At 36.1% G+C, this 25302-nt stretch carries 27 protein-coding genes; 15 read left to right on the top strand and 12 right to left on the bottom strand.

The features are described 5' to 3' along the window. Positions 1–205: 205 nt before the first annotated feature. Positions 206–487, top strand: coding sequence for a GNAT family N-acetyltransferase (locus K345_RS19820; protein ID WP_053228081.1), 282 nt, complete (start codon positions 206–208; stop codon positions 485–487). Between the two features lie 263 nt (positions 488–750). Here the strand turns inward: K345_RS19820 and K345_RS23785 are convergent, their stop codons facing one another. Continuing rightward, positions 751–885, bottom strand: coding sequence for a VOC family protein (locus tag K345_RS23785; protein ID WP_425423279.1), 135 nt, complete (start codon positions 883–885; stop codon positions 751–753). A 109-nt stretch (positions 886–994) separates the two neighbouring features. Between K345_RS23785 and K345_RS19815 the strand changes: the two genes are divergently transcribed. The 5 genes from K345_RS19815 (at position 995) to K345_RS19805 (ending at position 5708) form a co-directional block, all read left to right on the top strand. Further along, the gene (locus K345_RS19815) at positions 995–1285 is read left to right on the top strand and encodes a MarR family winged helix-turn-helix transcriptional regulator (protein WP_053228080.1); all 291 of its coding nucleotides are present in this window, start codon (positions 995–997) and stop codon (positions 1283–1285) included. A 627-nt stretch (positions 1286–1912) separates the two neighbouring features. Further along, positions 1913–2476 (top strand): P-loop NTPase family protein, encoded by a 564-nt coding sequence (locus tag K345_RS0104925; protein WP_053228079.1) that lies wholly within the window; start codon positions 1913–1915, stop codon positions 2474–2476. Positions 2477–2641: 165 nt separating this feature from the next. Further along, positions 2642–3415: a flagellar hook-basal body protein gene (locus K345_RS0104920; RefSeq protein ID WP_028973229.1), complete on the top strand. Its 774-nt coding sequence runs from the start codon at positions 2642–2644 to the stop codon at positions 3413–3415. 87 nt (positions 3416–3502) lie between these two features. Then, the gene (locus K345_RS19810; protein WP_037571331.1) at positions 3503–5140 is read left to right on the top strand and encodes a cellulase family glycosylhydrolase; all 1638 of its coding nucleotides are present in this window, start codon (positions 3503–3505) and stop codon (positions 5138–5140) included. After that, positions 5103–5708 (top strand): GNAT family N-acetyltransferase, encoded by a 606-nt coding sequence (locus K345_RS19805; protein WP_053228078.1) that lies wholly within the window; start codon positions 5103–5105, stop codon positions 5706–5708. The genes K345_RS19810 and K345_RS19805 overlap by 38 nt, the downstream gene beginning before the upstream one ends. Before the next feature lie 26 nt (positions 5709–5734). Here the strand turns inward: K345_RS19805 and acnA are convergent, their stop codons facing one another. Then, positions 5735–8374: an aconitate hydratase AcnA gene (gene acnA / locus K345_RS0104905; protein WP_028973228.1), complete on the bottom strand. Its 2640-nt coding sequence runs from the start codon at positions 8372–8374 to the stop codon at positions 5735–5737. Between the two features lie 200 nt (positions 8375–8574). Between acnA and K345_RS0104900 the strand changes: the two genes are divergently transcribed. Then, the gene (locus K345_RS0104900; RefSeq protein ID WP_028973227.1) at positions 8575–9012 is read left to right on the top strand and encodes a response regulator; all 438 of its coding nucleotides are present in this window, start codon (positions 8575–8577) and stop codon (positions 9010–9012) included. Positions 9013–9048: 36 nt separating this feature from the next. Here the strand turns inward: K345_RS0104900 and K345_RS19800 are convergent, their stop codons facing one another. The 5 genes from K345_RS19800 to K345_RS19795 form a co-directional block, all read right to left on the bottom strand. Further along, positions 9049–9753: an anaerobic ribonucleoside-triphosphate reductase activating protein gene (locus K345_RS19800; protein WP_053228077.1), complete on the bottom strand. Its 705-nt coding sequence runs from the start codon at positions 9751–9753 to the stop codon at positions 9049–9051. Beyond that, on the bottom strand, positions 9754–10191 hold the full coding sequence (nrdD, locus tag K345_RS0104890; protein WP_028973226.1) for an anaerobic ribonucleoside-triphosphate reductase: 438 nt from the start codon (positions 10189–10191) through the stop codon (positions 9754–9756). It lies immediately after the preceding gene. Between the two features lie 9 nt (positions 10192–10200). Further along, a complete protein-coding gene (locus tag K345_RS0104885; protein ID WP_083963637.1) occupies positions 10201–12291 on the bottom strand; it encodes a ribonucleoside triphosphate reductase in 2091 nt (696 codons plus the stop codon). Between the two features lie 7 nt (positions 12292–12298). Continuing rightward, positions 12299–12754 (bottom strand): transcriptional regulator NrdR, encoded by a 456-nt coding sequence (gene nrdR / locus K345_RS0104880; protein WP_028973224.1) that lies wholly within the window; start codon positions 12752–12754, stop codon positions 12299–12301. An 82-nt stretch (positions 12755–12836) separates the two neighbouring features. Then, a complete protein-coding gene (locus K345_RS19795) occupies positions 12837–13529 on the bottom strand; it encodes an NlpC/P60 family protein (protein WP_053228076.1) in 693 nt (230 codons plus the stop codon). Between the two features lie 102 nt (positions 13530–13631). Between K345_RS19795 and K345_RS0104870 the strand changes: the two genes are divergently transcribed. The 4 genes from K345_RS0104870 to K345_RS19790 all read left to right on the top strand — a co-directional run bounded on the left by K345_RS0104870 (position 13632) and on the right by K345_RS19790 (position 16289). Further along, positions 13632–14150, top strand: coding sequence for a chemotaxis protein CheW (locus K345_RS0104870; protein WP_028973223.1), 519 nt, complete (start codon positions 13632–13634; stop codon positions 14148–14150). 8 nt (positions 14151–14158) lie between these two features. Beyond that, a complete protein-coding gene (locus K345_RS0104865; RefSeq protein ID WP_028973222.1) occupies positions 14159–14485 on the top strand; it encodes an STAS domain-containing protein in 327 nt (108 codons plus the stop codon). 68 nt (positions 14486–14553) lie between these two features. Further along, positions 14554–15609 (top strand): tryptophan--tRNA ligase, encoded by a 1056-nt coding sequence (gene trpS / locus K345_RS0104860; protein WP_028973221.1) that lies wholly within the window; start codon positions 14554–14556, stop codon positions 15607–15609. An 8-nt stretch (positions 15610–15617) separates the two neighbouring features. Continuing rightward, positions 15618–16289, top strand: a complete 672-nt coding sequence (locus K345_RS19790) for an HAD family hydrolase (RefSeq protein ID WP_053228075.1) — start codon at positions 15618–15620, stop codon at positions 16287–16289. On the opposite strand, the gene K345_RS0104850 is transcribed toward K345_RS19790, so the two are convergent. The 5 genes from K345_RS0104850 to K345_RS0104830 are packed head-to-tail and all read right to left on the bottom strand — an operon-like array spanning position 16286 to position 21463. Next, positions 16286–17716 carry a DEAD/DEAH box helicase gene (locus tag K345_RS0104850; protein ID WP_028973220.1) on the bottom strand — a complete coding sequence of 477 codons (1431 nt, stop codon included), beginning with the start codon at positions 17714–17716 and terminating at the stop codon, positions 16286–16288. The two genes, K345_RS19790 and K345_RS0104850, sit on opposite strands and share 4 nt — an antisense overlap. Before the next feature lie 55 nt (positions 17717–17771). Next, positions 17772–18773, bottom strand: a complete 1002-nt coding sequence (locus K345_RS0104845) for a sulfate/molybdate ABC transporter ATP-binding protein (RefSeq protein WP_028973219.1) — start codon at positions 18771–18773, stop codon at positions 17772–17774. Positions 18774–18776: 3 nt separating this feature from the next. Further along, positions 18777–19562: a sulfate ABC transporter permease gene (locus tag K345_RS19785; protein ID WP_037571330.1), complete on the bottom strand. Its 786-nt coding sequence runs from the start codon at positions 19560–19562 to the stop codon at positions 18777–18779. Then, positions 19559–20392, bottom strand: a complete 834-nt coding sequence (cysT, locus tag K345_RS0104835; RefSeq protein ID WP_028973218.1) for a sulfate ABC transporter permease subunit CysT — start codon at positions 20390–20392, stop codon at positions 19559–19561. Before cysT ends, K345_RS19785 begins: the two co-directional genes overlap by 4 nt. A gap of 24 nt (positions 20393–20416) precedes the next feature. Continuing rightward, positions 20417–21463: a sulfate ABC transporter substrate-binding protein gene (locus K345_RS0104830; RefSeq protein ID WP_028973217.1), complete on the bottom strand. Its 1047-nt coding sequence runs from the start codon at positions 21461–21463 to the stop codon at positions 20417–20419. 136 nt (positions 21464–21599) lie between these two features. On the opposite strand from K345_RS0104830, the gene K345_RS0104825 reads away from it, so the two are divergent. From K345_RS0104825 to fni, 4 genes are all read left to right on the top strand, one after another. Next, entirely contained in the window at positions 21600–22358 is a 759-nt protein-coding gene (locus K345_RS0104825; RefSeq protein ID WP_028973216.1) for a PilZ domain-containing protein, read from the top strand. A gap of 10 nt (positions 22359–22368) precedes the next feature. Continuing rightward, on the top strand, positions 22369–22734 hold the full coding sequence (gene gcvH / locus K345_RS0104820; RefSeq protein WP_028973215.1) for a glycine cleavage system protein GcvH: 366 nt from the start codon (positions 22369–22371) through the stop codon (positions 22732–22734). Positions 22735–22981: 247 nt separating this feature from the next. Continuing rightward, positions 22982–24247 carry a hydroxymethylglutaryl-CoA synthase family protein gene (locus K345_RS0104815; RefSeq protein WP_028973214.1) on the top strand — a complete coding sequence of 422 codons (1266 nt, stop codon included), beginning with the start codon at positions 22982–22984 and terminating at the stop codon, positions 24245–24247. Then, complete coding sequence (fni, locus tag K345_RS0104810) at positions 24225–25301, top strand: type 2 isopentenyl-diphosphate Delta-isomerase (RefSeq protein WP_028973213.1); 1077 nt, start codon at positions 24225–24227, stop codon at positions 25299–25301. The genes K345_RS0104815 and fni overlap by 23 nt, the downstream gene beginning before the upstream one ends. Position 25302: the final 1 nt, after the last annotated feature.

Below are 25302 nucleotides of genomic sequence, written 5' to 3'. Positions count from 1 at the left end.
TGTTACTACATCATAAGATGACAGGGCCATAGGGGGACGAACTTGGGGCAATGACGAGAAAAAGTTAGTGTTTATGTTTTCAATAAATAATCTATTGCTATACCGATTTCCTTTTTAATAACAGAAAGCATTCCTTACATTTAAGAGGAAATCGGTCAATATAAATAAGATGAAAGAATATTAACATTATGCCTATAATAGGAAAATGAATATAATAGAATCAGAACAGGTTTGTAAATATTATGACCTCGAACCCTTCACTGAGATTAGCCAAGCTGAAAAGCATATCCAGCGTTGGTTAAATTTCTATCAGGAAAAGAAACAAGTGCGTTTTACTATATCCAAATCGGGTACGATTATAGGAACCTGTGGATTGTACCTAATAAACTCATATCATAAGCGTGCTTGTCTCGGATATGACCTATTACCAGAATATTGGGGAAATAAAGGTTTTGTCGATTTACTTATTTATTCTAGGATTTGGTGAGTGGGTAAGATAGAAGGGAAGTTTAATAACATCATTGATTTGAAATTATCTGGTTTCCGCTATGGTAGGAACTATTATGTTGTATTCCTATAGCTCTGATAAAACACTTGAAATCTAGCATGACTTTGAATGTTACAGATTAGGCTAGAGGGACGGTATCTCTAAGAGGTAATACAGACTCTATAAGATTTAGTAATTCAATATAACTTAAGCTTTGTCATGGACTGTTAGTGTATAACCATTGATATCTTTGAACTGAAAGGTTAATCCAAAGGGACTTGGGGTGGACTCTGTGGTATAGTGTCAAACCCAATAACTTCTGTATAAAATTCTTTGGACTTATCTAAATCAAAAACTTGTAGGGAAAAAAAGTCTAATCCGTTAATTGTTGTCACCATGCTGGATATTTACTAAAAGTAGTGCAACAGGAAATAAGAAATCATATGGATAGGGAGCTAAAAACGATTGGCTTAACAACGTCTCAATATTCTAGTTTAAGTGTTATTGATGAATTTCCCTGGTATATCAAATGCTGAAGTTGCCAGAAAATGTTTCGTATCCCCTCAAACTATAATTTTGATTGTAAACAAGCTCGAAGAAAATGGACTCATAAAATGGTTTGATTCGGAGACTCACGGACGAATACAAAAAATTGAACTTACTCCTAGAGGATTAGCTTTATTAAAAGAAGCAGATGGTATTGTTTTTGCCATTGAGGATAAATTATTCGCGGCTCTCTCTAAGAGAGAAGTAGAAACTCTCTGTGATCTCCTTGGTAGAGTGAAAACTGTAAGTTGATAAAAAGATTATGATTTACTTATTAGCCGGGCAAGGAAAACATATATCGATGAAGCTATATGTTCAACATTATAAGTGATATGTGGTTTTTTTATTAAAAAAGGCATCCCATTTAAGGAAAAAGTGGTAAAGGGTTTGAAATGAATAGGGTTATACTGAACAAATAATAGATATAGATATTTTAATTGAGAATATGGCCCGCTTTCATAAGATAACGCAGGAATTAAAGGAACTAGGATATGAACATCTAGGTGACCTTGGCATAAAGAAAATGAATACAGATGGTTTTTTGCGGATATAATTCAAAAATCTAAAGAGAAAGGCGTTAGAACATAGTCTCTGTGCAATTTACAATAATATTATATAGTAAGAGCTGAGGTCTGATAGGTGTGAAATCAAGAGAATCGATTTAACTGAAGAATGGGCTCATTATAGAGTTGTAGAAGCTGGAAGTTTTTTATCAACTATTGTATACAAAATGAAGGAAATTGAAAGTAAGATTAATGGTGCATTTGATCTATTAGAAACAAAGTTTCCTAGAGAGTGAATTTCCTTTAGCATGGAATACCTTCTTTGGGTATATCAAGAATATTAGTTACAATAAGAAATCAAAACTGGAGTGATATATTGGAAGAGAATATCAAGTACAAACATATTCATATTTTTGGCGCTTCTGGATCAGGCACAACAACATTAGCCGAAAAATTATGTAAAAAACTCCCTCATAAACACTTAGATTCTGATGATTTTTTCTGGAAAACAAAATATACAGAAACTAATCCAAGGGATGTACGTCTTAACTTGTTAAAAAAAGAACTATATTACTACGATAATTGGATCTTATCGGGAGCTGTAATAGATTGGGGGAATCCCATAATTCCATTGTTTGATTTAGTTATATTTATTTCAGTTACAAATGAAATCCGTTTAAAACGACTACGGGAAAGAGAAGTTAAACGCTATGGAGATGAGATCTCTCCCAAAGGACATCGATATAAAGATTTTTTACAATTTATGGAGTGGGCAGATCGATATGAAACCGGTGGCATGGATGTCAGAAGTAGATATCAACAGAAAACTTGGTTAGAAGATTTATCATGTAGTACTATAGAACTTAATGGGGACAACCCAGTTGATACAAATTACCAAATAATATTAGGGATGATATCAGGAGTTTTAAAGGAAACGTGAGACATGTAAAAAGAACATGATTGGAACAGTAAAAATGGAGAAGGTTCTTCAATTCTTTTCTCCTCAACAGAAAATTGTCTAACAAGAGATATGTTTTCACTGTACTCCAGTCTTAAGAATATTACCAATATTTGTAAAAGTTTTTATTTCATTGGGAGATCACATTTGAAACAAGTTGTGTGGATTATAGCATCACCTCTTTTTCTTCTTTTAGTTATAGGGTGTAACAAAAATGAAATATCAAAATATCAGCATGAATACCAATTACATGTGGAAGATTTATCTTTTATTTCTGAAAATGGTTACAAGGATAACTTTGCTGATATAGATCTACAAGCTACTTTACGTTACACAGGAGTAGCATTGGATTGTGCTATAAATGGAAATGGCTTTTTTTGTTATTCTGATTCAAATTCAACTCATTTTCTTTATTCCCGTGATGGAGCATTACATATAGATAATGAAGGTTATCTTATAAATAAAGACAACTATTATCTGGAACCCAGAATCCAATTACCACTAGACTTGTCCATTGATAGGATATTTGTCAAACAAGATGGTTCCATCACATATATCCAGGAAGAAAGAACTCTAGGACAAATACATATATATAACAGAACAGATGATGAATATGTTAAACGTGGTAATTATTTTATCTTTGAATCTGTAGAGGAGATACAGGATTCTAAAATAATATCTAAAACATTAGAAATGAGTAATTATTCCCTAAGATCAAAATTATATAGAATGCTAGAAATCCTTTTTCTATTAAAAAGCATTGATTCAAGACACAGTGATTATTATGATTTCCGTATATATTTAATCGATGAATTATTAATCTCATTTAGAGAATCAAAAAGAAATATGATTCAGGTGTTTTATAGGGAAGTAGAAGAGACTGTAAAATTTTTGTCTTTCCAATCTCTAAAGGTATTTTGAAAATATGAAGAATGTCTTTTGGAGAGCTGTGATTTTCACTTATAACTACTTATAATAAAATGTCATATTTATAAAATCGGGGTAAAAATGAGAAAAACTATTATATCTTTGATAATGGTATTCCTTATTGGATGTTCAGCAACACTTCAAAAAGCACCAGATAAAATAACTTTACATCAGAATCAGAAAGCTCTATCTGGCAACAATACTTCAGGAAAGATTGGATTCTGGTTGGAGCAGAAGAAAGGTGGGAATTTCTTCATGGAAAGATATGAGCCAGATTACTTTAATAAAGCAAAAGAAATAGGTTTGCAATACATTCGTTTTGGACCAAACCTATTACCTGCAAATGAAAAGGATTTTCTGATAGGCGATCTTGATGATTTTGAGACAATCAATCGAGATGATCTGGAATTATTGCTGGATATTTTGGATGATGCTTATAAAAATGATATAGCAATAGTGTTAACAATGTTCGAACTCCCTGGACATAGATATGGTAATCCTAATGAAGTTGAAACAGATACTCGACTTTGGGAAGATGAGAAGTACTGGAGACAGTCATTTGATTTTTGGAAAGAGCTTGCTAGTGCTGTTAAGGATCATCCCGCGATTGTTGCCTATAATCCTATTAATGAACCTTGTGCTGCTTATGCATATGGTTTCGATAGACCTAATGGTAGTTTTAAAAGATGGTTGGAGAGGGCAGAGGGAACCGTTGCGGATTTAAACTTGTTTAATACTCTGATGATCGAAGCCATTAGAGAGGTGGATTCAGAAACTCCTATTTTACTTGATGGCTATCTATGGGCAGATCCCAAAGGTATGCCTTTTCTTAAACCACAAGAGGATCCTAATATCCTATATGCATTTCATAATCCAGGACCCTGGACTTTCTCTTCTTTGGAGAACGGAAATAAAGGGAGATACAGCTATCCTAATGCTATGCCCCAATATTGGAAAGGCCTAACAGAAGTATGGACAATTGATGATCTTAATAAACTATTATCACCTGTTTATCAATTTATTAATGATAATGAAATAGAACCATTTCGTATTATCGCCAGTGAAGTTTGGTGTAATAGAAGAATTAATGGTTGTGCTGAATACTTAGGTGATCTGATTACTTTATACAATCGTAATCAATGGCATTGGAGTTTCTGGGCATTTAATATTTATAGTCCCTATACCGGCTTTGACTATCAACTTGGAGACATACCTGACTCTGGTCGCTATATAATAAATATTGATAAAAAGGATATTGATCTTGAAAAACTTAAGATTCGAGTTCCTAACCCTATTTGGGAAGTCTTATACACTCAGTTTAATAGTGGAATAGAAGACAAGGGTATACTAAGTGATAGTAGTATAGAGACCCGTAGTGTTGACGAATTAATATTGGATCTGGATAATGAAGAATGGATCATTAGAGACAGTGCTGTATTAGCTCTTGCAATCCAAAAAGACCTTGCAAGAAATGCCATCCCAAAGTTGGTTCAACTACTTAATGATGAAGAATGGCTTGTCCGAAGATCTACTGTTTATGCCCTTTCGGAAATGATTACCGACTCTGATAAAGATGTTATTATGGAAATAAAGAGACTAAGAAACGATCCAGAAGAACAAGTTCGTATTGAAGTCGCGCTTGCTTTAGGTAAACAGTTATTAATCAGTAAGGAGCTACGGAATGTACCCATACCCGGAAAAGAGAATACTAGAGAATGAGCATATAATTCTAACTCCAATGGATATAAGTGATACAAATTCCTTATATAGGGTAATAGAACAGAATGATGATAATCTCTTTTACCACATGTTCTTTGGACCTTTTAAATCAGAGGAAGATGTTAGGCTATATATAGAATCTCAGCTTCAAAATACAGCAAATGTAGTATTCACTGTTTTATCTAAACGTTCACAAGAAGTTGTGGGAAGTGTCTCACTTATAAATATCAATAATAAAACAGGGGAAGCAGAAATAGGTAGTATTTGGTATTCTTTAAAAGTGCAACATACAGAAGTAAATACTGCTGTCGCTCTATGTCTTCTTAAGTATTTATTTGATGATCTTCATTATAGACGAGTCGTGTGGAAGTGTGATGATATTAACATTTCCAGTAAAAAATCTGCTGAGGCTCTTGGTTTTGTTTATGAAGGATTATTTAGGAAGCATATGATCATTAAAGGACGTAATCGTGATACAGCCTGGTATTCTATGATTGATGATGAGTGGGCAGGGAAGAAAAGTGGATTGCAACAAAGACTGAAAATAAAGTTAATGAAAACCCACTAGGCAAATACCTAATGGGTTATTTAACATTATATTAACTGACGAATCACATAAGGGAGGATTCCTCCATTTTGGAAGTAACCTAAATCTACAATTGTATCTAATCGGCTTTTTGCTTTGAATGACCAAGCATCGCCTGATTTTGGTTGGACTTCAATGGTAAGTATATCTCCAGGTTGAGTCGTTTTTAAGTTATGAATACTAAATTGTTCATCCCCTTTGATACCAAGGGATTCCCAAGATTGTCCTTCAATAAATTCTAAAGGTAATACTCCCATACCAACAAGATTTGATCTGTGAATACGTTCATAAGATTGGGCAATCACAAAACGTGCTCCCAATAGGATAGTTCCTTTAGCAGCCCAATCACGACTAGAACCTGTCCCGTATTCTTTGCCACTCATAACCAGTAGTGGTGTTCCTTCTTCCTTATAGGACATGGCTCCATCATAGATATAAACTACATCGTCTTCAGGGAACTTTTTGGTATAACTTCCTTCCTTAGGAGCCACAAGCTGATTCTTAACACGTATATTGCCAAAAGTTCCTCTCATCATGACCTCATGATTACCACGACGGGACCCGTAAGAATTAAAGTCTACTTTATCTACCTTATGGGATAACAGATATTGTCCAGCTGGGTAGTCTTTAGGAATTGCTCCTGCAGGACTGATATGATCTGTAGTGATTGAATCTCCCAATAGAAGTAGGGGCCGTGCTTTTTCAATAGAATCAACGAGTGTTATTTCTTTAGTAAAACCTTCAAAGAAAGGTGGGTTTCTAATATAAGTGGAATCAGGATCCCATTGGAAAGTTTCACTTTCTTCAACTTGAAGAGATTGCCAGTATTCATCTCCTTCAAAGATGGATTCATATTGTTGTCTAAATGATTCTCCAGAGACAGAGGAATCAATTAAGGATTGAATCTCTTCATCAGTGGGCCAGATATCTACTAGGAAGACATCTTCTCCTTCTGCTGTTTTACAGATAGGTTCCTTTGATAAATCAATTGTTATTCTACCAGCTAGAGCGTAAGCGACTACCAAAGGAGGGGAGGCTAGGAAATTACCTTTAACTAATTGATGGATACGGGCTTCAAAATTTCTGTTACCTGATAGTACAGAAGTCAGGGCTATATCATTTGTAGATGCTGCTTCTTCTATGGCTGGATGTAGTGGCCCTGAATTCCCAATACAGGTGGCACAACCAAAAGCGGCAATATTGAACCCTAAATTTTCTAGGGAGCTTAATAGGCCAGCTTTTTCAAGATAATCCTTAACGACCCTGGATCCAGGTGCTAAAGTAGTTTTAACCCAGGAGGGAACTTTTAATCCTTTTGCGGCGGCTTTCTTTGCTACCAATCCCGCTCCTATCATAAGCGCTGGACTGGAAGTATTGGTACAACTGGTAATAGAAGCGATGGCAATGGTTCCATCATCAATTTGAACAGTCTCTTTTCCTAGTCTAACTTCAATCGCGCCCCGTTCTTTAGATTTATCAGTTTGAACTTTACCTAAGGCTGTTTGAGTGTCACTAAAGTTGAGTCGATCCTGTGGACGGCTTGGGCCTGCTAGAGAAGGTACAACAGTTGATAGGTCTAATTCTAACAAGGTGGAATAATGAGGGTCATTCGTCCCTGTATAAAACATTCCCTGAGCTTTTGCATAGGCTTCGACAATAGAAGCTTTTTCATTTCTACCTGTCAATTTTAGATAATCAATTGTATTTTCATCTACGGGAAAAAAGCCCATTGTTGCCCCATATTCTGGACTCATGTTTGCTATAACCGCTCGATCAGTTACCCCTAAATTTTTCATTCCTTCGCCAATGAACTCAACAAACTTACCAACGACTCCATGTTTACGAAGCATTTGTACAATAGTGAGGACCATATCTGTTGCTGTAATACCTGGCTTTAATTTTCCTGTTAATTTGACACCTACAACATCCGGTATGAGCATATAGTAAGGTTGTCCGCAAATAACGGCTTCCGCTTCGATACCACCAACACCCCATCCCATAACACCTAACCCATTAATCATTGTGGAATGACTATCAGTCCCTACTAGACTGTCTGGGTAAAGAATGATTTCACCGGCTTCCTCTTTTTGCTGGACTACTTCACCAAGGTATTCTAGATTGATCTGATGAATGATTCCCGAGTTTGGTGGGACAACCCTAAAATTATCAAAACTCTTTTGAGCCCATTTTAAGAGTGAGTATCTTTCTTTATTACGTTCATATTCTTTTTCTACATTTTGGGCTAAGGCTTCAGGAGTTCCGTAATGATCAAGTTGGACAGAATGGTCAATAACAAGATCTACAGGTACAAGAGGGTTGATTTTGAGAGGATCGCCTCCAGCTTTTTTGACCGCATCTCTCATAGCAGCCAAATCGACTACCGCAGGAACACCAGTAAAATCCTGCATTAATACACGTCCTGGATGGTGAGGAATCTCAAAGGGGTGTTTTGTTCTATCCTTTCCAGAAGCTATTTCTGTTGCATGTTCCTCTGTAATAATAGTACCATCTTGTTTTCGTAGGACATTTTCCAATAAAATCTTCAAACTAAAGGGAAGATTTTGAGCTTCCTTAATTTGAGAAATATTGAAGTAGGTATATTCAATACCTTTAATATTAAGGGAGGCTTTACTCTCTGTTTTCTTCATTGTCTCTCCTAAAATTTATACCATTTTGGTTGCTATAATAATAATTTACAAAGCCTTATACAAGGAGTAATGAATATTTATTCCATTGCAAAAAGCTTCGAAAACTTTATATTTTCCGTACTTGATTTACTAGCTGAAGTACAATAAACTGGTAACTAGAGTGCATTCATCGCTTAAGAACTGTACTTGGAGGAACAAATATGAAGACGAAAGTGGATTTCCCTAATATCAACTCAAAATCTCCTGATGGTAGCAGACCAGATGGTTCTCCCTTTAGGGTTTTGATAGTAGATGATTCCATGTTCGTAAAGAAGCAAATAGGTCAGATTCTAACTTCAGAAGGCTTTGAAGTTGCTGGAACCGCTGCTGATGGTGAAGAAGGACTAGAAAAATACAAAGAACTATATCCTAATGTTGACTTGGTCACAATGGATATAACTATGCCTAAAATGGATGGTGTAACATCTTTGGAAAAGATTATCGAATTCGATAAAGATGCGAAGGTTATTATGATTTCTGCACTTGGTAAACAAGATCTTGTTAAAAAATCTCTCGTTATCGGTGCTAAGAATTATATTGTTAAGCCGCTTGATAGAAAGAAAGTTCTGGAAAGGGTCATGACAGTTCTTGATCAATAAGTAGTAAAAGACCGTCCCTGTTTGGGGGCGGATTTTTTAAGCTCGAATTTTAAAAGAAATGTTATAATCTGATAGAATCATCTCAACCTTTTTCATCATTTCTACACTTGGAACATTATGTATTCCGTAATCTCTAGATAGGCATTTCCCGGGTCTGAACTTTGTAAAGTAGTATTGATCGGATTGCCTTATAAAGGGTATTAACTCTCTTATATCATCATCCTCCAATAAAGGAGGAACAATAACGGAACGCATTTCTAAAAAGATATTTTGATGTTTAATCTTGTCTATACTTTGTTGAAGCAGATCATAGTAATCATAGTTTTCACTGAGACCCATGAGTTTTTGTTTTTGTTGTGTCGTTTTTATATCCAGGGCAATATAATCAACATCGATATTATCTAATTTAGAAGGATAACACCCATTTGTATCCAGCTTAACCAGATATCCTTTGTCTTTAATTAAATGAATAAGTTCTTTTAAATCAGGATACATGCTAGGTTCACCTCCTGATATTGTAACACCAGAGAGTACTTTCTTCCGTTTATCCAAAAAATTACTTAGTTCTTCCCATGTGATACGCCCCTCTGGATAGGGGCGTATTAATAAGTCATGATTATGACAATACGGACAACGTAAATTACAGCCTGGTAGAAATAACACTGCGGATATTTGCCCAGGATAATCAATGAATGATGATGGTTGCAGATAGCCCAGTATTGATTCTGATGTAATTCCCATTTAGTTCAATTTATCCATCAACGCCTGAGGTGTTGATGCACGGAATAATTCCTTACCATTCTCATTGTAGAAAATAGCTGTTGGTGTTGCTAAGATGTTCTTTTCTAGAGCCTTTTCAAACCCCTCATCACTTTCGACATTGTACTGTCTGCTCTCTAGGTCAACTGACTCAAGTATATTCTTAACAGGAGGACAGTTTGGACAGGTATCTTTAAAATAATATTCATAATAACTATGTGTACTATTACTCAATACAGAAGCTTCTTGTTTAAAAGTAACACGTTGGTTAAATTCATCTCGTTTACCTTTGTTCCAGTTATTAACACATCGGTAGTACCCAACAATTCTGGTATACACTTCTGTTTGAGTCCCTTTTACCTTACTTAATTGTGATTGTAATTCCTCAATTTGTGAATCAATTGTTTCTACTTGAGTCATGCTTCCCCCTTAGCTTAATAGCTCTCGTTTTTTATTTTCAAGAATTGTTATTTGTTGTTGAATGTTCTGTTCTTCCTCAGTTTTACATTTAGGACAATGAAAATGTTCTCCTTTTATATAGCCATGCTTCGGACATATACTAAAAGTAGGTGATATTGTGAAGTAGGGTAGTCTGTAATTTTCTGCTATATTTCTAACAAGTTTCTGACAAATTTCCCAATCATCAATTGCTTCTCCTAAGAAACCATGGAATACCGTTCCTCCCGTATACTTAGTCTGTAAATCATCTTGATGATCAAGTGCTGCAAAAATATCTTCTGTATAATCCACAGGCAATTGACTTGAATTTGTGTAGAAAGGATCTTCTTCTCCACTGGTGATAATGTCAGGATAATGTATCTTGTCATGTCGAGCTAACCGATAACTTGTGCTTTCTGCAGGTGTTGCCTCTAAGTTAAATAGGTCGCCAGTTTTTTCCTGATAATCTGCTAAACGTTGTCGCATATGATCAAGAATTTTTCCAGCAAAAGCCTTACCTTCTGTAGTTGTAATATCTTTACCAATAAAATTAAGTAGAGCTTCATTCATTCCTGTTAAACCAATGGTATTAAAGTGGTTATTAAGATGTTGAAGATAACGTTTTGTGTAAGGAAAGAGTCCTGCTTCCAATAGTCGTTCTACTACCTTACGTTTGATTGTTAATGATTCTGCAGCTAAATCCATGAGATGATTTAGTCTATGCCAAAAGTTTTCCTCAGAGGAGGCAAGATAACCGATTCTAGGCAGATTAATAGTGACGACACCAATACTTCCTGTAAACTCATCAGATCCAAATAGCCCTCCCCCTCGTTTTCTTAACTCTCTTTTATCTAATTGTAAACGACAACACATGGATCTCACATCACTGGGATCTAGATCACTATTAATGAAGTTCTGAAAATAAGGAGTTCCGTATTTGGCTGTCATTTCAAAAAGGAGCTTAGCATTGGCCGTATTCCAATCAAAATCAGGAGTAATGTTATAAGTGGGAATGGGATATGCAAATCCTCGACCATTAGCATCTCCTTCTAACATGGACTGTATGAAAAGTTCATTAATGAGGTCCATTTCAGCCTGGCAGTCCCCATAAGTGAACTCCATTGTTTTTCCACCAACAACGGCATTTTTATCTTTTAGATCCTGAGGTACTATCCAATCTAATGTAATGTTTGTAAAAGGAGCTTGTGATCCCCATCTTGAGGGAGTATTCACCCCAAATACAAAAGATTGCATGGCTTGCTTTACTTCATCTTTACTCAGTTTGTCTTGTTTTACAAAAGGGGCCAAGTAAGTGTCAAAACTTGATAAAGCCTGTGCTCCTGCCCACTCGTTCTGCATAACACCAAGAAAGTTAACAATTTGGTTAACTAGTGTTGATAGGTGTTTTGCAGGCTTTGAAGTGATTTTGTCAGGAACTCCTCCCAGTCCTTCCTCTATCAATTGTCTTAATGACCAACCCGCACAATATCCTGAAAACATGGACAAGTCGTGAATATGAAATGCTGCACTACGATGAGCTTCTGCTATTTCAGGTGTATAAATATTTTTAAGCCAATAATTAGCCGTTATAGCACCGGAATTATGAAGGATTAGCCCTCCTAAGCTGAAGTTGACGTTAGCGTTTTCATTGACCCGCCAATCTGTTTGTCCTAAGTAACCATCCATGGTCTCATTAATGTCAAGAACCAAAGCTTTTGTGTCACGAATAACAGCGTGTTTCGCTCTGTAAAGTATATAAGCTTTTGCTATTTCGACTTCTTTCTGCTCAATAAGGACTGATTCAACGATATCCTGAATCTCTTCAATTGCAGGAACAGAATTAGGATGCCGTGAACTCATGAAGTCGGTTAGTTTTTTTAATACTTCACCCGTTAATTTGCTTGATAATGTTTTGTCTTCTTTTTTAATTGTTGCTTTAATAGCTTTTTCGATGGCTTTTTCAATCTTTGTTATGGCAAACTCTTCAATTTTACCATTCCGCTTTACTACCTTCTTTATGGGGCAGTCCGGCGTGAGTTCTTCTTGGGTAAACCCAAGAAATTCATTCCACTGTGATTTCATACTTTTCCTAATCCTCTATCTTTTCAATTTCGTTCACAAATTCAGCCACATCATTGAATTTTTTATAAACGGATGCAAAACGGATGTAAGCCACACGATCTAGTTCATAGAGCTTTTTCAATACTATTTCTCCAATCTGAATAGAAGGGATTTCATGACTTGCTTTCCCCAGGATAGCCGCTTCATCTTCAATCTTGTTAAGGATGTTTTCGATGGTGACACTAGGTACAGCGCGCTTTTCAAGAGCTCTGTTTAACCCTCTTTCTATCTTCTTTATATCAAAGGGCTGTCGTCTTCCATCAGATTTGATAACCATAAGAGGTGTTTCTTCAATTCTCTCATACGAAGTGAAGCGATAAGCACAGGAGTTACATTCTCTTCTTCGTCTGATAGAGGTACCACTTATGTTCTGTCTTGATTCCAGCACTTTATCATCGAGGCTTCCGCACAGGGGACATTTCATATATATTCCTTCATAGTGTGGTAAGTGTATAAAAGTAATGGTAACACACTGTCAATAGCGTTTCAAGAAAAAAAGAAGGAACCTATATCTTGTATGCAGAACCAAAATTACGCATTAGATGAGAACTGAGCCATTTATCAGGATGGGGTTTTCCCGGTATCTTCATACGCATAGGGGAATTATATCTTATTCTTTTGGAACCCTTATTTGTCTCATAAATATCAGGATGGAGTAAATTCATTTTTTCAATAACAATGCCTTTGCTGTAATTGTCATGGATGTATTCGATTTGCCCTTGGGAATCAACAGATACCACCATGGCAACATGGGTTAACGGATCATCCCAGAGTCCATTATCGTTGTAATCATAGGTATTATCAAAGAATATGAGGTCTCCCGGCTGGGGGTATTGGGTTTTATATAGGAGTCCTTTGTCTTGAAGCGTTTTATATATCCGGTCAACGCCATTGCCAACATACTGATCATAATCTTGGGCCAAATCAATGCCTACTGACCAGTATATAGCTAAAACCAAGCCACTACAGTCCATACGAAAGGATTCATTTCTAACCCATAAGTTCTGTCTACCTACAAAACTCCGGGCTGATTGAACAAGACTTGTTTGAATATGAGTTTGATTTTGAGATCGTTGCTGTTGTTGTTTGGCTAAGGGATTATTCCCGGGTCCCCAACTATCAATTACTTCTAGTGTTGAACAACTGCCTAGCAGAAAGAGTAAGGCAATAGGCAGTAAAAGCTTTAAATTACTGATCATATTGCTAATATAGTGACATATTTTTGTTTTAACTAGCAATATGGGAAAGTTCTTGATATTTAAATGAACTCTATTAGACTTAAGCCAAAGGGGGAGGTTGTAATGAATAAGGACAACAAAGACGACAACCTACTCTGGGTAGAGGATGATGATGATAATACCCAGGATAATAAATATCTTCTATTTAACTTAGGAACGGAAATATACGGAGTTGGCATTAAGTATGTTATTAACATTATAGAATTACAGAAAATAACAGAAGTTCCTGATTTGCCATCTTATATTAAGGGTGTGATTAATTTAAGAGGTGCCGTTATTCCTGTTATGGACTTACGACTTCGCTTTAATATGACTGCCCGGGAGTATGATGACAGAACCTGTATCATTATTGTGAAACTAGATTCTACACAGATGGGTTTTATCGTAGATACAGTAGCGGAAGTACATGATATTTTTCCCCATGATATTGCTCCTCCACCATCATTTCGTAAAACAAATGGAAAAGATAGATACATTTCTGGTCTTGGGAAAGTTGGTGAATCTGTAAAAATCATCCTTGATGTGGAAAAAATCCTTTATTCGGAAGATGTTGACAGTATAAATGATAAAATCATGGCATAGGTAAAGGTATGGAAATCTATAAAGACCGGGGCATCTCAGTAGTATCCATTGAAATGAAGGTATTAGACACGAATAGTTACAAGGCTTTTAAGAATGAACTGTTAGAGAAGGTCGAAGAAGAGGGTAAGCTTTTATTAGATATGCAATCCTTAGAATTTGTTGATTCTGCAGGTTTAGGGGCTATATTAGCCATTCTTAGAAGTGTGCATCAGAAAAAGGGACAGATAAAGATCTGCAATGTGGGTAGATCCGTAAAAATACTATTTGACCTGGTACGTTTAGGAAGACTATTGGAAATATATGACAGTTATGAAGAGGCCATTGAGGCTTTCTAGATCATCCTGTATTGCTAAAGAGAAACTCCCTTGTTATAGTGGTTGAACTATAACAATGAGAGGATATTATGGATAAAAAACGTATACTAACCGGTGATAGGCCCACAGGAAAACTTCACTTAGGACATTATGTCGGTAGTTTATCTTCACGAGTTAGACTTCAAGATGAATATGACTGTTTTTTTATCATTGCTGACCTCCATACTCTTACCACAAAGCCAGCAAAAGAAGATATTGAACGAATAAGCGATAATGCCAGAGAAATGGTATTGGATTATTTAGCCTGTGGTATTGATCCAAGTAAATCAACCATCTATTTACAATCAGCTGTTTCAGAAATATATGAATTGAACCTTATATTTGAGATGATGGTAACCGTGCCACGTTTGCAAAGAATACCTAGCTTAAAAGATATGGCTAAAGGGGCTAATCTTACAGAAATGCCCTTAGGTCTTTTAGGTTATCCTGTTCTTCAAGCGGGAGATATCCTAATGCCTCGAGCTAATCTTGTCCCTGTCGGCAAAGACAACGAATCTCATGTAGAGTTGACGAGAGAAATAGCTCGTCGCTTTAATTACCTCTATGGAGATGTTTTTCCTATTCCTGATGTACTAATTGGTGAAGTTCCCACTCTGGTAGGGATTGATGGTAATGCCAAAATGTCCAAATCGTTAAACAATTCTATTTTAATATCTGAATCAGAAAAGGATCTTATTAAGAAGGTCAATTCTATGTATACAGATCCTAATCGTATTCGTGCAGATATTCCCGGAAAAGTAGAGGGGAATCCTGTCTTTATATATCATGACATATTTAACCCTAATAAAGCAGAAGTCGAAGACCTAAAACAAAGATACGAGACAGGTAATGTGGGTGATGTGGAAGTCAAACAAAAACTCGCAACAGCATTGAATAACTTCCTTGAACCCATTCGAGAGAAAAGGAATGAGTTTGAAAGTCAAAATGGTCTTGTGGATGAGATTATTTATGAAGGCACCTTAAAAATGCGTGAAGAAGCACGGCAAACAGTTCTTGCAGCAAAGAAAGCTATGGGATTGACTGGTATTTGGAATAAAATATCTCGAAAAGCAGAAAAGTATCGTAAAACACAGGACAAGAAATAGGGCTAACCATGAAATATAAAGGTATTATTTACGATCTGGATGGGACTATTGTAGACTCAGAACCGATCTTCTATGAATCTGATAAGCAGTTTGTGGAAAACTATGGTGGATCCTATACTGAAGAAGAAAATAAGAAGTTCATTGGTGCTGGAGGTCGAGCTTTTGTTCAATATTTTATTGAAAAGCTTAACTTGAAAAAGTCTTTAGAAGATTTATTGTATGAAAAGGATCAAATCTATCTGGCGTTAGCTAAGGAAAAAGGGGTTAATCCTTTTCCTGCTGTTGTTCAGTTAATCGAATGGGCCGCTCAAAAAAGAATAAAACAGACTGTGGCCTCAGGATCCTCCTTGAAGATTATATCTGAGATACTAAAAATTACAAAGTTAGATACCTTTTTTCCCATTATTACTAGTAGTGATGAGGTTGGTAAAGGCAAACCTCATCCTGATGTCTTTCTCATGGCTGCAGAGAGAATGTCTCTAGATCCTAAAAGTTGTCTTGTTCTGGAAGATTCTATTCATGGTGTAGAAGCGGCGATACGTGCTGGTATGGATGTTATTGCCTTTAATGATAATAAAGAGGCTCTAAAACAATGGGATGAAAGTTCTATCATATATCAATCTCCCAATGCTTCTGTAGTGGAAATCAATAAGGTAAAAGCTCTGCTTACGAGTGATTAAGGATAGTAATAGTCTTTATCACGACGTATCTTAGAATTAAACTTCTTATCACTTATGCTTATTATATCATCCATTACCCAATGTTTTAGATGGCCGTAACCAGGAATAAAAGGGGAATAGGGATTATGAAGAGAACGTAATCCCTTTAACCATTTTGATGTTTCTTTGATGCTATCATAATGATAGTATCTATGAATCAATTGTACTGCTTTCAGACTATAGGATTTTTTTGAATGGCTAGAATGGCAGATGTCGCAACCTGGACAATAAGATAGGGTGTGATCGAAATATTCCATAAGTGTTTCATATCGGCATTTTTTCTGGTGCAGGAAGGATTCTTTTTTACAGCTTTGTACAAACACAACACTAGCCGCTGTGTCACCATTTCTTCCTGCTCTCCCAGCTTCTTGTAAGTACGATTCTGGGTCTTCTGGTTCTTGATAATGTATGACTAAACCAATATCCTTTTTGTCTATACCCAATCCATAAGCACAGGTAGCTACCAATATAGCATTGGTACTGATCATATATTCCTTTTCTATATGCTTTTTTTGATCAATCTCTAAGCCCGCATGATAGTAAAATACATCCCTTTCAGGATATCTTTTTCTGATTTGGTGGCATAGAATCTCAGCTGTATTGCGTGTTGAGACAAAAATAAGTATACAGGAATTTGTTAAATAAAGGATAAGAGTCTGGTCTTCTTTGCTTATTGAAACAATAGGAGTTTTGTTTAGCAGGTGATATAAACTAACAAGAGGATCTAGAACCTTAATATAGAATAATCTTAGATTATCTCTCAAAGGACTTGATAATAGCTCTATTGCACTGTGATCATTAAATAGATGTTTTTTTATGTCTTGTTGTACTTGTGGGGTCGCTGTGGCTGTAAAAGCTCCGCAAACAGCCATTGTCATTTTTGATCGGATTTTTCCTAGTTCTAGTAGGGTTGGCCTGAATGTTAAACCCCATTGACTAATAGTATGTGCTTCGTCGCAGATCATAAAACCTATTTTGTGTGATTGTATTATATAGTCAAATTGGGGATTCAAAAGAGATTCTGGAGTTGCTAAGATAAAACCATTAGGACTCAACTTATTAAATTGTTCTTTGATCAAATCCTTATCTACTCTACCCATAATTTTTACAACGTCTAAGCCTTGTTCCCTTAGGCGACGGTGTTGATCTTCTACTAAGGCTCTTATTGGTAATATAATTAAGGTTTGGGTATGACAAATCAATCCTGGTAGGGTAAAACAAAGAGATTTACCAGCTCCTGTTGGCATAACATAGATATGATTATTGATAGCCTCATCATTATTCCTTGATTTAAAAGACTCTATTAATTGGTGTATGACGAGAATTTGTTTGGGATATAAGTAATTGATTCCCAGTTTCGTTTTTGCAAATTGATTTAGGGGATGCATATTTCTCTCCTCTATTGCTTAAACCAATAGAGAAGAGTTTATGCTTCAATATTGATTAGATACCTTCTCCCATAAAGACTGTCCAATCTTGGAGATGTAGATAGACAGTATCTCCTTTGCTGAGATTCAAATCATGACCTTCCTTCTGTAATATACTGACTTCCAATAATTGATCGTTGTCCTTGCGCTGTACTTCTACTTTAAGACGAGCTCCTAGCCAACTTATTTCTTTGACCACTGCTTCAACATCATGTTCTGATTGAGGTTTTTCATTAATCTTTATTTCATGAGGTCTGGCAAAGACCTGTTTATCCTCATTACGAAGATGATAGACATTTACAGTATCAAGGAAAGAATATACAAACTCATTGGCTGGTTTTTCGTAGATTTCCTGTGGAGTACCTACTTGTTCTACATTACCTTCATTCATCAAAATAATTTTATCAGCGACTTCCAGGGCTTCCTCCTGGTCATGGGTTACCATGATAGTGGTAATATGCATCTGAGAATGAAGTTTTTTTAACCAGCGTCTTAAACCTTTCCGAACATTGGCATCAAGAGCTCCAAAAGGTTCATCAAGGAGGAGTAGAGAGGGTTTTACGGCCAAAGCTCTAGCTAGAGCCACCCTTTGTTTTTGCCCTCCAGATAACTGGTCAGGATATTTATTTTGTTGCCCCTCTAATTGAACTAAGAGAATGAGCTCCTTGACTTGTTTCGCGATTTCTTCCTTGCTAGGACGTTGCTCTTTGTTTTTAGCACGTAATCCGAAGGCTATATTGTCAAAAACAGACATATGTCTAAATAAGGCATAGTGTTGAAAAACAAAACCTACCTTGCGTTTTCTAGGGTGAATGCCGTTCTGATCCATTCCTTCAATGAGGATCTTTCCTGAATCAGCTGTTTCTAGTCCTGCTATTGTTCTTAAGAGAGTTGTTTTACCACAACCAGAAGGTCCTAATAGGGCATACAATCCACCGGATGTAAAATTTAATTCAATATTATGTAGTACTTCAATGTCTCCATAGGATTTCCGTATATTGTTCACATGTACGTCCATGTCTTATTCTCCTCTCTTCTTTTGGACTACTTTTTTTACTACTAGACTAATGATAGCAAAAGCAAAGAAAAACGTCGCTGCTCCATATGACCTGATTGTTTGATATTCACTGAAATATATTTGTACTTGTATGGGTAAGGTCACTGTTTTGCCTCTCAATAATCCTGACACTACTGAAGCCGCACCATACTCTCCAGCGGCTCTCGCTGCTGCCAGTATTAAGCCATAAAAGAGTCCCCACTTTATTTTGGGCAAAGTAATGAGAAAGAATACTTTCCAACCATTGGCACCAAGTAGTAATCCTGCTTCTTCTTCGTTGTGCCCTTGCTCTTCCATAATGGGAAGTATTTCTTTAGCTACATAGGGAAAGGTGACGAAGAGAGTGGCTAAGAATAGTCCAGGCCAACTAAATATGATAGCAAAACCTAATTGATCAAAGAATCCGCCTATTGGGGAATTCTTTCCATAAGCTAATATTAGCATTAGTCCAGCGACCACTGGACTTATTGTGAGCGGTAAGTCTAGGGTTGCTCTTAGCACTTTTTTTCCTGGAAAATCAAAATGACATATTAACCATGCTGCTGCTAATCCAAATATTGCATTAAAAGGTAAGGACACGACGATTAGTGATAGACTTAATAAAAAGGCTTGTATTGTATCTGAATGTAAAACACCTTCTAGCCATTTTTCCGGACCTTTACTAAAGCCACTTAATAATAAGGAAAACAGAGGGAGTACAATGAAGATAAAAATGTAGGAAGTTGAAATTGTTATCAATATTTTTTTCATGCTTTTGACTTCCTCAATGTATGGCTCTGTATGGCGTTAAATATAATCAATGTTATCAAACTAATAGTTAAGATGGCCAAAGATAAAGCTGCCGCACCTTCTGTGTCATAGGTGTCAATCTTATTGTAGATTATTTGCGTTAGGACTTCTGATTTGAAGGGGAGGTTCCCTGCAATAAAGATGACTGTACCGAATTCACCTATACCTCTGGCAAATGCCATGATAAAACCACTTATTAAGCCAGGTATTAAGGCCGGGAATATAACATCTTTAAATGTTTTAAATGGAGAGGCTCCCAGGAGAAGACTAGCTTCTTCTTCTTGTTTATCAAGTCCTTCAATTACAGGCTGAAGACTTCTAACGACAAATGGCAATCCAACAAAAGTCAAGGCTATGAAGATTCCTATAGGGGAATAGGATAACTGTATATCAAATTGCTTAAGGAACGCCCCTAAAAAACTTTTTGTTCCAAAAAAAGCTGCTAAGGCCACACCTCCAACGGCACCTGGAATAGCAAAAGGCAAATCAAGCATACTGTCCATAATAGATTTCCCTGGAAAATCATATCTGACTAAAGCCCAGGAAGTAATTAATCCCATTATTAGGTTAAATAAGGCAGCTAAAGCACTAATTCCCAGAGTTAATTTGATGGCGTATAGAGTGGCCGGTGTTAAAAGTGTACGAATTATACCAGATAGTCCAACAGAAGTTCCCTTGATAACTAAAGCTATCAAGGGAATGATAAGGACTATGGTAGTGTGCATTAGTACAATCGTTAAGCTCAAGCTTTTACCTGGGAGTATATTATTATCCTTCTTTTTAAAGATCACATAGTCCTCCTATCAGCACATATACTATTGGTTATTACCTAGTTCTTCCTGAATCTGATCATAAGTTCCGCCTTGGGCAAAATGGACTTCCTTTGCTTTCTTCCAACCACCAAACACATCCTCAACTTCGAATAAATCCAGGGTAGGTAATTGATTGGCATATTCAGCAGCGACTTCTTTATTGTAAGGTCTGTAGTAACTTTGAGCCACGATTTCCTGACCTTCTTTGGTATATAAAAAATCCCAATAGGCTTTGGCTACTTCAAGGTTTCCTTTTTCTTTGGCATTTTTTTCTACGACAACTACATACATCTTTGCATCAATTCCATAAGAAGGTACAACAACTTCAAAATCTCCATCCCCTAAGTCTCGAGCTATCAAGTTAACTTCTGATTCAAAAGTTAGTAATACATCTCCTAAACCATCAGATACAAAAGCATTGGTTGCCGCTCTTCCCCCAGAAGCCTGGAGTATAGTGTGTTGCAGTACTTTTTTCACATATTCTCTGGCCAGGTTTTGATTGTTACCACTCTCTTTCAGTCCCCATGCCCATGCTGAGAGATAACTGAAACGGCCATTGCCTGTTGATTTATAGTTAGGAGCTACAATTTGAATATCATTTCGTTCAAGGTCTGACCAGTCTTTGATGTTCTTCGGATTCCCTTTTCGTACTACGAAAGCCATAGTTGAAGAGTAGGGATTTGAGTTGTTGGGATACTTTGTATACCAGTCTTTTGGTATTAAGCTTCCTTCTGGTGAGTCTTTTGTTTCTTGGTATAACATATCAATATCAAGAAATTGGTTCATTGATACTAAATCGGCAGGAACACCATCTACAACGGAACGTGCTTGGCGTGAAGAACCAGCATGACTTTGTTCAATTTTTACGTTAACACCTGTTTTTTCCTTATACCAAGGTTCAAAAGCAGTATTCTCATTCTTAAAGATTTCTCTCGCTATATCATAGCTAACGTGAAGCAATTCCTTTTGATTATCATCTGTCTTATTGCTGCAGCTGATGAACAATCCAAATATTGCAATGATAAATAATAAATTAGATTTGTGTCCCATCGTCGCCTCCCTTGCGATTTTTACTAATATAATCAGGAATATAGCTTTTATATTTTATATAGTCAAGTAAGTTGATCAGGTTACTAGTTATTGTTATTTGTTTGAACTTAAAGGTAAATGAATTACAATTAGCTTTATGACTGATAGTGAATTAAATGGTAAGAAGATATTTTTTGTTTACTTGCCTAATAGCACAAAAGAGGAGTTAGTTAACTATCTGATTTCGCAAGAGTATGAGGTTTATGTTTTGGACAAACATAAGGTTGTACCTCTCATATGCTCTAAATATCCCAATTCTATATTACTAATTGATATTGATGAAGAATTATCATTGAGCCAGTGGATGGAATTTATACATAGTTTGTCACCAGATGGTACAGAACTAGAAATTTCTATTGCTGTTATGTCGAATAATAGAGATAAAGATATCCGAGAAAAAATTCTTAACGAATGGAAAGTTAAGGTAAGTTATATAGAATTAAAATCTGGTTTTGAAGGAAGCCGTAAAAATATTGTTAGTTTTCTTGAATCAAATAAGGCAAAAGGTAGGAGAAAATATCTTCGGGTTAATACAGGATACCAGGGAAATGCCTCCTTAAACATCAGAAATGAAGGGCGACTGATTAATGGTAGGATCCTAGATATTAGTTCCTTTGGAATGGCTTGCTCTTTTGATGAATATATTGACTTTAAGAAAAATACTTTGATAGAAGATATACAATTAAAGCTTAAGGGTGTTCTCATCACAACTAGTGGAATAGTTTTTGGTGGAAGGCTTGATGAAGTTCCTGTGTACGTAATAGTATTCGATCATCGAAAACAACCCATAAATAAAAAGAAGATTCAAAATTTTATTAAGAACGTTTTACAAGAAATGGTAAGTAAATTGGTATAAGGAGACAGACATGCGCTATTCAAAAGATCATCTGTGGGTTCGTAAAGAAGGCGATTTAGCCTATATTGGCATAAGTATATTTCATGTTGAAGAATTAGGTGATATTACATTCATTGATTTTCCCGCTTTAGGTAAAGAGGTCGAAAAAGATGGGGTTCTTTGCTATATAGAATCGATAAAGGCAGCCAGTGATGTTTATTCCCCTGTTAGTTGTAAAGTTGTTGAAATAAATCAACACCTTAAAGATGCTCCTGAGTGGGTTAATAAAGATGCTGAAGGGGAAGGTTGGATTATGAAAGTTTCATTAACAAATCCTTCTGAGTTTGATAAATTAATGGATCATACTCAATATGAATCCTATTTAACACAGGACTAGTTTGGGGTAAAGTGGAGTTTTTCTCCACTTCTTTTTTCCTGATTATTAATATATGTACTATTCATACAAAGTTGTAATTCGCTTGCAATTTAACGATTATTTCATTTATAGTATCAACGCTTTGATTTTGAGAGATAGATTATTTTAATATCTAATTAAGGCATAAATATGACAAAGCGTGATAATTGGTGGTCTAAGAGAAACATATCAGTTATATTAATATAATAAGTGCATCGAGGAGCAGTGAATGAAGCCTACTGTTGGAATTAGTGATATTGGCATCTATATCCCACAAAATCGTATTAGTCTTGAAAAAGTGAAAGAATATAGATCAAAAGTTGAGCCTAAACTTGAGCGTCGATTAAGAGCCGCTATCCAATCAACAGGACAAAAGTATATTAGATTTCCTAATCTACAGCAGGACACCGTTACTATTGCAGCTCAAGCTGTCCGTTGTTTAATGAACAATAAAGATGATAAATGGAGTAAACAGCGTTATCACGTTGTTGGAACAGAATCAACTGTTGATCAAGCAAAGCCTGTATCGGCTTATGTAAATGGAGCACTTGAAAGAAAAGGCTATCCTATTAATAAAAGACAAACTACATTTCAAGTTCAACATGCTTGTGCTGGTGGTACTGCAGGACTTATTTCTGTAGCTTCACTGATAGCTTCTGGTCATATTGATGATTTAGGTATAGTGACTTGTGCTGATGTGGCTAGATATGAGACCTTCTCAACCGCTGAAATTACTCAGGGCTCAGGTGCTGCCGCTTTATTGGTTGAAAATAATCCTGATTTATTAGAATTAAACTTGGAAACTTTAGGCTTCTCCAGTCAGGATGTTGATGATTTCTTTCGTCCAAATGGATCTGTGATTGCAAGAGTGCAAGGTCGATATTCTATGGAATGTTATGATAATGCTTTGGAAGAGGCCATCAATGATCATGCTCAAAGAAAAGGGGCCAGTGTACAAAACTTACTGAAAGAAGCAGATATGTTTGTCTTACATGTACCCTTCTACAAGATGCCTTATAATGCTCTTCGCAAGTTAATAAGTCGGAATTTAAATTTGCATAAAGAAGAGTTAGATTTATTTCTTAATGAACGTTGCTTCCTGGATTCCATAGAGCCCATTAAATATATAGGTAATACCTATACTGCTAGTACTTATATATCCTTGGCCTTTCAATTAAGAGCCATGTACAATAAATATGGTGATGATCTCATTGGAAAGAAACTTTTGATGGCCTCTTATGGTTCTGGTAACACCATGATTATTATTGAAGCAACTGTTGCTTCCAATGCTATTAAAGTTATCAAAAACTGGGATCTAGACCAATTATTGAATGATGTAAATGATGTTGACTTCACTGAATATGAAGACTGGATAAACGGATATTCCAGCCCTGAAGATTTTAAAACTAAACGTGATAGTAAAGTCATAGAGAAAGATGAATCAGAAATTTATCTTTCATATATCAGGGAAGATGGATTTAGAATATATGAGTAATTCTTCTATAGAGGAACGGAAAAAAAAACATCTTGAGATTTGTCTAGATCCTAATCTCCCTATAGAAGGGGAATCAGCAGGTTTTGATGATTTTGGATTTATTCATCGATCCTTACCTGAAATAGATGCTAATAGTATTGACCTAAGTACCCATTTATTTGGACAGGATATAAAACTTCCTTTATTCATTTCTTCCATGACTGGTGGTAGTGCAGAGGGGTTTAAAGCAAACAAAGAATTAGCCAGAGCGGCCAATCAAGCGGGAATACCTGTAGGTATGGGATCTATACGTATTCTTTTTGAAGAAGAGTCAGTATTTCCACATTTTCATTTAAAGAAGATTGCTAGGGATGTTCCTGTATTTGCTAATCTTGGTTTTGTCCAAATTCGAGATTTTGATCATTCCCGAATAATTGAAATGCTTAAACGCCTAGAAGTACAAGGACTAGCTATTCACCTCAATCCTGCACAGGAAATATTTCAAATTGATGGTGATAGGAATTTTGAAGGAATACGTGAAAGCCTTGGACGATTTATGAACCAAAGCCCGGTTCCTGTTATGGTAAAAGAAACAGGGATGGGAATTGGTCCTAGAGAAGTACGGGATCTTAAGGAATTAGGAGCCACTTATGTAAATGTAGCAGGGGCGGGTGGTACTAATTGGGCCTCTGTGGAAGCCTTTAGAGGAAACGATCTCTATAAAAATGCTGCGTTAGAGTTTAAGAATTGGGGATTAAAAACAGCACATATTCTCTATGCATTAAATGACCAGGTCTCTGGGGTTCTTGCCTCAGGTGGTATACGTAATGCCATGGACATTGCTAAATCATTAGCCTTAGGTGCTGATGCCGTTGGTATGGCTTTACCTTTCATTCGTGCGGTCAAGGCTGATGGAGCTGATGGTGTTCTTACAATCATAGATCAATGTAAGAAAGTCTTAGAATCTGTTTGCTTATTAACAGGTGTTAGTCACTTTAAAGACTTATCAAGAGATCATCTATTGGTATCCCATCACATACAAGAACAAATAAAGGATTGGAAGGACAAGATTTAAT

It is taken from the genome of Spirochaeta cellobiosiphila DSM 17781, assembly GCF_000426705.1.
GTDB lineage: Bacteria > Spirochaetota > Spirochaetia > DSM-17781 > DSM-17781 > Spirochaeta_E > Spirochaeta_E cellobiosiphila.
Note: the sequence above shows the minus strand (reverse complement) of the source record. Positions and strands in the feature narration are given on the sequence as shown.

Excerpts from the sequence above, each read along its gene's own strand:
- K345_RS0104900 (WP_028973227.1), top strand. The coding sequence starts at position 8,575 with ATGAAGACGAAAGTGGATTTCCCTAATATCAACTCAAAATCTCCTGAT.
- K345_RS0104870 (WP_028973223.1), top strand. The coding sequence starts at position 13,632 with ATGAATAAGGACAACAAAGACGACAACCTACTCTGGGTAGAGGATGAT.
- K345_RS19790 (WP_053228075.1), top strand. The coding sequence starts at position 15,618 with ATGAAATATAAAGGTATTATTTACGATCTGGATGGGACTATTGTAGAC.
- K345_RS19815 (WP_053228080.1), top strand. The coding sequence starts at position 995 with ATGAATTTCCCTGGTATATCAAATGCTGAAGTTGCCAGAAAATGTTTC.
- K345_RS0104865 (WP_028973222.1), top strand. The coding sequence starts at position 14,159 with ATGGAAATCTATAAAGACCGGGGCATCTCAGTAGTATCCATTGAAATG.
- K345_RS19795 (WP_053228076.1), bottom strand. The coding sequence starts at position 13,529 with ATGATCAGTAATTTAAAGCTTTTACTGCCTATTGCCTTACTCTTTCTG.
- K345_RS19785 (WP_037571330.1), bottom strand. The coding sequence starts at position 19,562 with ATGAAAAAAATATTGATAACAATTTCAACTTCCTACATTTTTATCTTC.
- K345_RS0104825 (WP_028973216.1), top strand. The coding sequence starts at position 21,600 with ATGACTGATAGTGAATTAAATGGTAAGAAGATATTTTTTGTTTACTTG.
- K345_RS0104845 (WP_028973219.1), bottom strand. The coding sequence starts at position 18,773 with ATGGACGTACATGTGAACAATATACGGAAATCCTATGGAGACATTGAA.
- nrdD (WP_028973226.1), bottom strand. The coding sequence starts at position 10,191 with ATGACTCAAGTAGAAACAATTGATTCACAAATTGAGGAATTACAATCA.
- K345_RS0104815 (WP_028973214.1), top strand. The coding sequence starts at position 22,982 with ATGAAGCCTACTGTTGGAATTAGTGATATTGGCATCTATATCCCACAA.
- K345_RS19810 (WP_037571331.1), top strand. The coding sequence starts at position 3,503 with ATGAGAAAAACTATTATATCTTTGATAATGGTATTCCTTATTGGATGT.
- K345_RS0104850 (WP_028973220.1), bottom strand. The coding sequence starts at position 17,716 with ATGCATCCCCTAAATCAATTTGCAAAAACGAAACTGGGAATCAATTAC.
- gcvH (WP_028973215.1), top strand. The coding sequence starts at position 22,369 with ATGCGCTATTCAAAAGATCATCTGTGGGTTCGTAAAGAAGGCGATTTA.
- K345_RS23785 (WP_425423279.1), bottom strand. The coding sequence starts at position 885 with ATGGTGACAACAATTAACGGATTAGACTTTTTTTCCCTACAAGTTTTT.
- fni (WP_028973213.1), top strand. The coding sequence starts at position 24,225 with ATGGATTTAGAATATATGAGTAATTCTTCTATAGAGGAACGGAAAAAA.
- nrdR (WP_028973224.1), bottom strand. The coding sequence starts at position 12,754 with ATGAAATGTCCCCTGTGCGGAAGCCTCGATGATAAAGTGCTGGAATCA.
- K345_RS0104830 (WP_028973217.1), bottom strand. The coding sequence starts at position 21,463 with ATGGGACACAAATCTAATTTATTATTTATCATTGCAATATTTGGATTG.
- K345_RS19805 (WP_053228078.1), top strand. The coding sequence starts at position 5,103 with ATGTACCCATACCCGGAAAAGAGAATACTAGAGAATGAGCATATAATT.
- trpS (WP_028973221.1), top strand. The coding sequence starts at position 14,554 with ATGGATAAAAAACGTATACTAACCGGTGATAGGCCCACAGGAAAACTT.
- K345_RS19800 (WP_053228077.1), bottom strand. The coding sequence starts at position 9,753 with ATGGGAATTACATCAGAATCAATACTGGGCTATCTGCAACCATCATCA.
- acnA (WP_028973228.1), bottom strand. The coding sequence starts at position 8,374 with ATGAAGAAAACAGAGAGTAAAGCCTCCCTTAATATTAAAGGTATTGAA.
- K345_RS19820 (WP_053228081.1), top strand. The coding sequence starts at position 206 with ATGAATATAATAGAATCAGAACAGGTTTGTAAATATTATGACCTCGAA.
- K345_RS0104885 (WP_083963637.1), bottom strand. The coding sequence starts at position 12,291 with ATGAAATCACAGTGGAATGAATTTCTTGGGTTTACCCAAGAAGAACTC.